Here is an 8,864-nt window from a genome sequence, read left to right as displayed (position 1 = left end):
CCTCCTAGTGGGTGTGCGCGGCGTGGTCGGCGGCGGCCGGTGCGGGGTCGGCGGGGGCCGCGCCGGCGCCGAACTTGAAGCCGAGCCGGCCGTGCGCGAACCCACCGCCGGCGCGGATGGCCGTGGCGACCCAGGCGGCCTCGGCGAGTTCAGCCTCGGTCGCACCGGCCGTCACGGCGCGCTGGCTGTGGCCGTCGATGCAGTAGACGCACTGCGTGGTGATGCCGACGGCGAGGGCGATGAGCTCGCGGTACTTCAGCGGGATCGCGCGGCGATCGGCCTGGAACACCGACTCGTCGAACTGGACGAAGGCCTTGAGGATGTCCGGGGTCTGCTGCTTGTAGACCTTCGTGAAGGTCTTGTCCTGTTCGCGGTCGAGGTAGTCGGTCATGTCGGCGACGCTAGGGCGGTCGGGGCCCCGAGGCGACGGGTGTTGCGGACCGTGACCGGCGGTGTCGCCGTGTGACACGGTGCCTCCGGCCGGCCGTCACACGGCGTCACGCGCGGCGCGGGCGCGGCCGCGCGGCGGCGGCGGCGGTCGGCCGGCGGCGGGGTTGGCCGGCGGTGCGAGGTTGATCACCTGGTGCGGGGCTGCAAGCCCGCACGGGGTGACCAACCTCGCACCGTGCGGCAGCGCGGCCGTACCGCGGACCGCGCACCGTGCGGCGTCAGAGCCCCCGGGCGCGCGCCGCGAACCGCCCGCGCAACGTTACGTCCTCGTACGACCGGTGGAACACCCCGCGGCGCTGCAGGATCGGCACGAGTTCGTCCACGACGGTCTCGAGGCCCCGCGGGAACTCGTCGATCATCAGGTTGAAGCCGTCGGCGGCACCGGTGCGGTACCAGTCCTCGATGGTGTCGGCAGCCTGTTCGGGCGTGCCGACCACGATGCGGGCGCCGTACCCGCCGAAGCCCCGCAGCACGTCCCGCAACGAGGTGTTGTTGGCCCGCACCCACCGCACGACCGTCTCGTGGTAGCCGAGCGAGGGCCCGTAGGTGACCGGGTCGACCTCGCGGTCGAGGACCGCCGACGGGATCGGCGCGTCCGGGTCGAGCCCCGACAGGTCGGCGTCGAGGTGCGTCCCGAGCGCCCGGACCGAGTAACCGTCCGGCGCGAGGGCCTCGAGCTCGTCGAACCGGCGCTGCGCCTCGGCCTCGGTGCTGCCGAGCACGAGCGACAGTCCGGGCACGACGGCGACGTCGGCCGAGCTCCGGCCGTACGTCTCGGCGGCGACCTTGACCGCACGCAGGTGCTCGCGGGCGGGTTCCGGCGTCAGCTCGACGGCGAAGACGCCCTCGGCGACCCGCGCCGCCAGGTCACGACCGTGCGGCGATCCCCCGGCCTGGAACACGACCGGGTGCCCCTGCGCCGACGGTGGGACCCGGAGCACGCCCTCGAGGTCGAGGAACTCGCCGTGGTGGACGACCGGCTCCCCCGTCGCGGCGGACCGCCAGAGCGCCGTCACGAGGTCCACGAACTCCCCCGCGCGGGCGTACCGCTCGGGCCGGTCGGGGTTCGTCGCGACACCGAAGTTGGCGGAGACCGAGCGGTCGTAGGTGGTGACGGCGTTCCAGGCGACGCGCCCGCCGGACACCGTGTCCAGCGACAGCAGCCGCTCGGCGACGTCGAACGGGTCGTTGTACGTCGTCGATGCGGTGCCGACCAACCCGAGGTGGCTCGTCGCGTCGGCGATCGCCCCGAGCGCCACGAACGGCTCGAGCAGTCCGTAGGCGCGGACGTTCGGGTCGCCGAACGCCGGGTGGTCGGCGAAGAAGACCATGTCGAGCAGCCCGCGTTCGGCGGTGCGCCCGAGGTCGCCCCAGAACTCGGCCGTGAGCAGGTCGGTCGGGTCGACGTCCTGGGTGCGCCAGGCCGCCGGACGCTGCCCGAAGCCCTGCAGGTTCACGCCGAGGATCAGGCCGGCGTCGCCGCCAGCGCCCGTCACGCGGTCACCGCCGCGGCGTCCGGCACGGCCAGCCCGAGCAGGGCGCGGAGCGTCGGACGTGTCGGTCGCGTTGGTCGCGTCGGTCGTGGAGGTCGCGTCACGGTCGACCGGGAGGCCCGGTGCGACTCCGCCCCGTCCGTCGCCCCCGGCAGCGGTGCGAGCGGGTGCGCCGCGCCCCCGAGCACGAGGTCCGCCCCGGGCACGTCGACGTCGTGCCAGACCGCGAGGACGGGTTCGCCCTGCCGGCTCGACGGCGTCGTGAGCGGTCCCCGGACGCGGTAGCCGTCCGGCCCGCCGTCGTGGTCGAGCGGTCGGATCCGGTCGGTGTGCGCGAAGAGCCCCGACGTGCGGTCCCCGACGATGCTGTCGAGCGGCCAGGTGCGCCACAGCCCGCGGAGCACCCGGGCGAACTCGGCAGGGTCGTGCGGTGCGCCGGCGCTCGGGGCTCCGGTGCTCGGGGCTCTGGTGCTCGGTGCGCCGTGGTCCCGGGCGCCGACGACGATGCCCACCCGGCCGTCCAGGACGTGGTCGAGCGAGAGCACCCGACGGGCGACGTTGTACGGGTGCTCGCGGGTCGGTGCCACGGCGACGAGGAACCCGTGCTCCGGCAGGGCACGGCCGAGGGTGAGCGCCGCGGTCGTCGGGTCGAGTCGGTGGCCGGTGCTCGTCGCCGCGTCGAGGCGATCGGTGCCGATCGCCACGACGGCGGCTCCGGAACCGACGATGCGGACCGAGAGTCGGGCGATGCCGCCGGGTGTGGCGGCCGCCGCTGCGAGGTCCGCGTCGGGCACGGCGACGATGAGCGGTGCGGGGGTGCTGGGCGCGGTGGTCACGGTGGTCCTCCCGTTCGAGGTGCGCAGAACGGCCCGCCACGGTCACCTCCCCAGCGTCCGTGGCGAGCCGGTGCACCGACCGTAGGTGCTCACCTCGGCACGCTGCACGCAGGTGTCGGCGGGTTGCGCCCCGTTACGGTCCGTTACGGCGGAGCGCTCAGCGGTCTGCCGTCAGCGGTCGAGTGGACTCGCACCGTTGACGAGCAGGTCGGCGACGATGCGGCGCTTGTGCACGCGCGGGTTGTGCGACGCCAGGGTGCGGGCGTTCCGCCAGTGCCGGTCGAGGCCGAGCGAGCGGAACGTCCCCGAGGACCCGAGCGCGTCGAACACCAGCGTCGTCGCGTCGAGCACCGCGTCGGTGACGATGGTCTGCGCGCGCGCCACCGCGACCCAGCTGCGCTCGAGCGCCGCACGCAGCGCCGGGTCCGTCGACGGGTCCGCACCGGCCGCACGCAGGGCGGTGTGCCGGTCGACAGCCGCGTCCACCGGGCCGAGGCTCGCGGCGAACGCGGCGTCGGCGGCGTGCACCCGGGCATCGACGGTGCCGATCACGCCCAGCAGCTCCGGATCGTGGGTCGGATCCGCCGCGGTGCCGTTGTGGTGTCCGCGCGCCCGGGACCGCAGCGCCTCGACGCCCTCGCGCAGGGCAGCGCGGCCGATGCCGACCAGGATCGCGTGCATCACCGTCTGGTAGTACTGCTCCTGGTACGGGTACCGGGTCGCGTACGGCAGGACCCGCTCGTCGGGCACCGGCACGTCGGTGTAGGTCACGCTCCCGCTGCCGGCGATCCGCTGGCCGAAGCCGTCCCAGTCGTCGCCGATCAGCACCCCGGGGTCGGAGGCGTCGACGAGCGCGACGGACTTCGCACCGGTGTCGTCGACCGCCAGCACCGTGATCCACCGGGCGTACACGCTGCCCGTCGAGTAGAACTTCCGACCGGTCAACCGCCAGGACCCGTCCGGGTCACGGACGATCCGCGTGGTGAGGTCGACCCCGGTCGTGTTCGGCGACTCGCTCCACCCGCCGCCGACGAACTCGCCGTCGCCGAGCCGCGTGACGATCGCACGGTCGAAGGCGGTGCCCTCGGCGTGCACGCGGTCCTCGACGAACGAGAAGTGGTTCCGCCACACGTGCGCCAGGTTCGGGTCGACCTCGGCGATCTCGGCGATCGCCCGGAAGACGTCGGACAGACGGGCACCGACGCCTCCCCACGCGACCGGCGTCCGCCACCGTGCGAAGCCGGCATCGACGAGCCAGCCGAGCTGTTCCGTGGCGAGACGCTCCTCGCGTTCCCGCTGGCGGGCGTCGAGACCGATCCGCTCGATCACGGGCCGGAGCGGCGCGATCAGCGCGTCGTAGCGGTCGTCGGCCGGGAGCTCACTCGGACACATGGCGGCACGCTACCCAGGTGCGCACGGCGCGCGGCAGGGCACCGCAACGCGGGGCAACCGAGCGCAACCGGACGTCACACGGTGCGCCGACGGCCTCACCACACGATGCGCGCGAACTCCTCGCGGAGCCGTCGGGCCCGGCCCGGGTTGACCTGCTCGACCCACCCGATGCGCCCGAGCAGGTGCGCCCGGAACTCGGGGTGTCCCGCACGGTTCTGGGAGGCCGGCCCGTGCACCGCGGCGTTGTGCAGGACGGCGTGCAGCCGCTCGACCTCGCGGCGCCCGGGCGAGGTCCGCTCGTTGACGACGACGCCCGTGACCGACTGCTGGTCCCCGCGGCGCCGCACCCGGGTCTTCGACGGGTTGAGGCGGTGCCCCTGCTCGGTCACGATCCGGTCGACGCCCCGCAGGAACGCGTCCGGTCGCGCGGCGAGCTGGTCGCCCCCGCTGAACGTCAGGTCGTCGGCGTAGCGGGTGTACACCGCGCCGACGGCGCCGGCCCACCCGGCCAGCCGGGTGTCGAGGTGCCGGAGCGAGGTGTTCGCCAGCGCGGGCGACGTCGGTGCGCCCTGGGGCAGGTGCGCCGTCGCCAGCGCCTGGCGGAGCGCGTGGCGTTCCTCCGGCGAGCCGCCGGCGGGCATCGCGCTGAGCACGTGCACCGGAACCCGGTGGGTGCACAGCCCGGTCAGCACGTGCGCGAGCGGTTCAGCGAACCCAGCGGCCCGGAAGACGCCGTAGACCGTCGGGGCGCTGACGCTCGCGAAGAACGTCGTGAGGTCGGCGGTGACCACGACCTGCTGGCCGGTGTGCACGGCCGCTCCCGTGACGACGCTCCGCCCGGCCACGAACCCGTGCGCGGCGTCGTGCACGGGCAACATCGTCAGGAGTTCGTCGAGGATCGTCCGTTGCGTGCGGCGGAGCATGTCCATCGGCTTCTCGAGCAGGCGCGGTGCTCGACCGGGTCGGGTGATCCACTCGTGCCGGTAGTGGTGGAGCGGGCTCGAGGGCCCGGAGCGACGGTTCCACGCGCGGGTGTCGGCGAGCCAGAGCAACCGGCCGACGGTGAGGTCGAGGGCCCGGGCGAGCTCGGGCAGGGTGTCGACGAGCAACGGGCTCGCGGTCTCCGGACGGGCACGCACCGCGGTGGCCCGGCGCACGAGCACACGGACCGGCCGGCGGTCCTCGCGCGACCGGTGCAGCGCCACGAGCCGGGGTGCGACGGCGAGCACGGCGGCGAGCTGGCGCGGAGCGTCCACCGGTGGCCGGGGGTACGCCTCGAGCGCAGCGGCGACCGCGAGCCCGACGTACGCGCGCTCGACGCCGACGACCACGTACCCGGCGGCCGCCAGCTCGTCCGCCGCCCACCGCTCGGCGGTCAGGAACGCATCGGCCAGCGCCGCGGTGACGACGGAGCGGGGCGTGGGGTTCCCGGAGGACCTGTCGGTGCCTCCGTGCAGCGTCGCGCGCGGAGCGCGCTCGCCTGCTCGGGGCGTGTCGTCCTGCTGGTCCTGCGTGCCCCGGGGTGACCCCGGAGAGGTCGACGCGTCACGCGCGCCGGCCGCCTCCCCCGGGAACTCCACGCGCTCACCCTACGGCTGGCCCCCGACGCGCGCACCACCCCGGTCCGTGCCAGGATCGCCGGATGGTCTCGTACTTCCTGAGCCACGCCGAGGTCGTCGTGGAACCCGCCGAGCCGATCGAGTCGTGGGGGCTCTCCGCCGCGGGACGCGCACGCGCAGCGCGGTCGGGTCCGCTGGCCTGGGATCCGGGCGTCCGGACACTCGTGTCGAGCACGGAGCGCAAGGCCGTCGAGACCGCCGAGCTGCTCGGGGCCGCGGTCGGGCTCGTGCCCGCGCAGGATCCCCTGCTCGGCGAGATCGACCGCAGCGCGACGGGCTACCTGCCGCCGCAGGAGTTCGAGGGTGTCGTCGACCGGTTCTTCGCGGAGCCGACCCGATCGGTCCGCGGATGGGAGCGGGCCGTCGACGCCCAGGCGCGCATCGTCGGAGCGGTCCGGCGGCGCACTGCGGCGGGCGACGCGACCATCGTGTCGCACGGTGCGGTCGGGGCGCTGCTCCTCGCCGACCTGACGGGAGCGCCGGTGTCACGCGCGCTCGACCAACCCGGCATGGGCAGCGTGTTCGCGTTCGATGCGCGGGCGTGGCGGGCGACGAGCACCTGGCAGCGCGTGCCCTCAGGCTGAGGCGCACGCCGGCCGGTGCGCGTGCATGTTCCGACGTTCCACTCGTTGATCAACGGGTGGATCGTCGTCTCTTGCGCACGCATCGAGTGCGCGTGCATGTTCCGACGTTCCACGAGTCGATCACCTCGTGGAGTGTCGGACGATGCACACGCAGCGAACGACATCGAGGACGTCGTACCGCGTCGTACCGCGGCGGCGGCGTCAGACGGGCAGCCGCTCCCCCGCCTCGACCGCGACGTCGAGCCGGTTCTCGGCCGGTGGCAGCGGGCACGTGGCGTGCGCGGTGTACGCGCACGGCAGGTTCGTGGCGCGGTTGAAGTCGATCCGGGTCGCGCCGGCGGCATCCGGGGCGGCGATGTCCAGGCTCCGGTTCGCGGCGTAGGTCGTGACGCCACTGGTGCGGTCGGTGAACAGGACGTGCAGACCGTCACCGTGCCCGTTGAACGCGAGGAGCGACCGCGGCCCGTCGAGGTCGAAGGTGAGGACGCCCGGCGCTGCGTACACGTGCTGCAGCCCGTCGACGACCGAGCCGACGGTGACCTCGCGCGGTTCGTCGAACGGTTCGAAGTGCGCGTCGACGACGAACCGGTCCGACGGCTCGTACGTCGGGGTGCCGGGGTACTCGGTCCGGGTCGGGTTACCCGGGTGCCGGGGCCGGATGACGTCACTGCCGCCACGACGGGCGACCTCGATCACGACGGTCTCGTCGCCGTCCTGCCACACGACGTTCGTGCTCGAGCGCTCGGGCAGTGGTCCGAAGCGGTGCGTCCCGGTGACCGGCTGCCCGTCGACCGTGATCGTCTCGCCGTCCGCGAGCTCGACGACGGGGCCGTCCTCGCCCGTCGACCACGTGCCCGGGGCGTCGTCGAACCGCTCGGGCGTGCTCGTCAGCCACCGGATGCTCGTGATGGCGAGGAAGCCGTGCTCGCTCGCCCGGGCTCGTTCGTGGGCGTCGTGCCAGGCCGCCCACTCGGTGGCGGAGTCGGGTGCGGTCGGCGTCGTCGTGCTCATGCCCCCGACGCTACGACGCCCGGGCCGCGAACGCGACGTCCCCGTCGCGCGACGTCACGCGCACGGCCGACCCGACGCCCTGGACCCTCCCGCTCACCAGGGGTGGGCGATGCTGCGGACGTGCACCGGGCCTCCCGGTCGACGCCCCGTACCGACGCCGGCGCCGCGGCCGACGGGGGCAGGCACGGCGAGGTCGGCCTGCAGCACCGCGCAGGCGGCGCCACGGGCCACCGAGGCCTCGCCGAAGGCGGTCGCCGCGACCGTCGGGAACGGCCCGTTCGGCAGGCGGACCGCGAGCCGCTCACGGACGGCAGCGATGAAGACGTCGCCGCCGGCGAGGGCCGCGCTGCCACCGATCACGACGCGTGGCACGTCGAGCAGCTCGACGACGTGGGCGAGCGCGGATCCGAGGGCGGCGCCGGCCTCGGCGACCAGCGGCGCCGCGGACGGCGTCGCGCAGAGCCGCTCGAACGCGTGCCGGACGTCGCTAGCGCGGTCGAGTGGGATGCCCGTGGGGAGCAGCCCGGCGTCGATCCCGCGCCGGACCTGCTGCAGGGGCTGGCAGGCTTCCCAGACCTCGGTCCAGCGGCCGTGCGCCTCGACGGGCATGCCACCGAACTCGCCGGCGTTGCCGGTCGCGCCGCGGACCACCTCGCCCGCGGCGACCGTCGCGGCGCTGATGCCGTGGCCGAGGAACACGGAGACCAGGTCGTCGGCACCGGCAGCGGACCAGACCTCGCCGAGGGCGCTCGCGACGCCGTCCTTCTCGAGCCGCACGGGCAGACCCGTCCAGGCGGCGAGCTCGTCGGTGACCGGCAGCGACCACCAGGCGGGCAACTGCGCGGGGGTGCCCATCCGGACGCCGTCGGGGTCGATCGAGCCGGGGACGGCGAGGCCGATGCCGGCAGGGGCGGGCACGCCCGTGCGCGAGCGGGCCCGACTGCCGTCGCCGCGGACCCGGTGCACCGCCGCCGCCATCGTGTCGAGCGTCCGCGCCGGGTCGTCCGTCGCGTCCAGGTCGACGTGCTCGACGGCCAGCACGGCTCCGGTCAGGTCGGTGCGCACGACGACGAGGTGCGCCGGGTCGAGGTGGACCCCGATCGCCGACCGCGACCCCGCGACGACCTCGAGTCGTCGCCCGCCGCCCGGTGCTTCGCGCACGAGTCCCGCTGCCACGAGTCCGGCCGCGATGTTCGACACCGTCTGCGCGCTGAGCCCGGTCGCACGCATCAGCTCGGCGCGGGAGAACGGTCCCCGGCGACGGACGAGATCGAGCACCAGCGCACGGTTCTGGACCCCGACGCGCACGAGGTTCGTGCCGCCCGTTCTGCCCTGCACCACGGTGTCAGGAAGGGGTTGACGCGGCTCGGACATGGTCCCTAGCATCTCTGGTCATACGAATTTGTCAATCAATTGGATTGAAACCGCGACGGTGCGATCGGTTCGCCCGTCCGACGACGGATTCGCCCGTGCCACACC

The 8,864-nt window shown here is 74.4% G+C and carries 8 protein-coding genes; 1 reads left to right on the top strand and 7 read right to left on the bottom strand.

From position 1 onward, the window contains the following. Nucleotides 1–4: 4 nt before the first annotated feature. The 5 genes from EDF51_RS01565 to EDF51_RS01545 all read right to left on the bottom strand — a co-directional run bounded on the left by EDF51_RS01565 (nucleotide 5) and on the right by EDF51_RS01545 (nucleotide 5,751). Complete coding sequence (locus EDF51_RS01565; RefSeq protein ID WP_133936670.1) at nucleotides 5–391, bottom strand: carboxymuconolactone decarboxylase family protein; 387 nt, start codon at nucleotides 389–391, stop codon at nucleotides 5–7. 277 nt (nucleotides 392–668) lie between these two features. Further along, entirely contained in the window at nucleotides 669–1,946 is a 1,278-nt protein-coding gene (locus EDF51_RS01560; RefSeq protein ID WP_207913227.1) for an NtaA/DmoA family FMN-dependent monooxygenase, read from the bottom strand. Next, nucleotides 1,943–2,779 (bottom strand): LLM class flavin-dependent oxidoreductase, encoded by an 837-nt coding sequence (locus EDF51_RS01555; protein ID WP_165932328.1) that lies wholly within the window; start codon nucleotides 2,777–2,779, stop codon nucleotides 1,943–1,945. Before EDF51_RS01555 ends, EDF51_RS01560 begins: the two co-directional genes overlap by 4 nt. A 171-nt stretch (nucleotides 2,780–2,950) precedes the next feature. Next, a complete protein-coding gene (locus EDF51_RS01550) occupies nucleotides 2,951–4,171 on the bottom strand; it encodes an acyl-CoA dehydrogenase family protein (protein ID WP_131878804.1) in 1,221 nt (406 codons plus the stop codon). A 95-nt stretch (nucleotides 4,172–4,266) separates the two neighbouring features. Beyond that, nucleotides 4,267–5,751, bottom strand: a complete 1,485-nt coding sequence (locus EDF51_RS01545; protein ID WP_131878806.1) for a reverse transcriptase family protein — start codon at nucleotides 5,749–5,751, stop codon at nucleotides 4,267–4,269. A gap of 62 nt (nucleotides 5,752–5,813) precedes the next feature. Here EDF51_RS01545 and EDF51_RS01540 point away from each other — a divergent pair, with 62 nt between their 5' ends. Beyond that, nucleotides 5,814–6,374 carry a histidine phosphatase family protein gene (locus EDF51_RS01540; RefSeq protein WP_131878808.1) on the top strand — a complete coding sequence of 187 codons (561 nt, stop codon included), beginning with the start codon at nucleotides 5,814–5,816 and terminating at the stop codon, nucleotides 6,372–6,374. A 201-nt stretch (nucleotides 6,375–6,575) separates the two neighbouring features. Here EDF51_RS01540 and EDF51_RS01535 read toward each other — a convergent pair whose 3' ends face one another. After that, nucleotides 6,576–7,385, bottom strand: a complete 810-nt coding sequence (locus tag EDF51_RS01535) for a DUF1684 domain-containing protein (protein ID WP_134193636.1) — start codon at nucleotides 7,383–7,385, stop codon at nucleotides 6,576–6,578. A gap of 93 nt (nucleotides 7,386–7,478) precedes the next feature. Beyond that, nucleotides 7,479–8,759: an ROK family transcriptional regulator gene (locus tag EDF51_RS01530; RefSeq protein ID WP_166673475.1), complete on the bottom strand. Its 1,281-nt coding sequence runs from the start codon at nucleotides 8,757–8,759 to the stop codon at nucleotides 7,479–7,481. Between the last annotated feature and the right edge of the window lie 105 nt (nucleotides 8,760–8,864).

It is taken from the genome of Curtobacterium sp. PhB25, from assembly GCF_004365375.1.
Taxonomy (GTDB): Bacteria; Actinomycetota; Actinomycetes; order Actinomycetales; family Microbacteriaceae; genus Curtobacterium.
Note: the sequence above shows the minus strand (reverse complement) of the source record. Positions and strands in the feature narration are given on the sequence as shown.

Coding starts and splice junctions, on each gene's coding strand:
- EDF51_RS01565 (WP_133936670.1), bottom strand. CDS start 391: ATGACCGACTACCTCGACCGCGAACAGGACAAGACCTTCACGAAGGTC.
- EDF51_RS01550 (WP_131878804.1), bottom strand. CDS start 4,171: ATGTGTCCGAGTGAGCTCCCGGCCGACGACCGCTACGACGCGCTGATC.
- EDF51_RS01540 (WP_131878808.1), top strand. CDS start 5,814: ATGGTCTCGTACTTCCTGAGCCACGCCGAGGTCGTCGTGGAACCCGCC.
- EDF51_RS01535 (WP_134193636.1), bottom strand. CDS start 7,385: ATGAGCACGACGACGCCGACCGCACCCGACTCCGCCACCGAGTGGGCG.
- EDF51_RS01530 (WP_166673475.1), bottom strand. CDS start 8,759: ATGTCCGAGCCGCGTCAACCCCTTCCTGACACCGTGGTGCAGGGCAGA.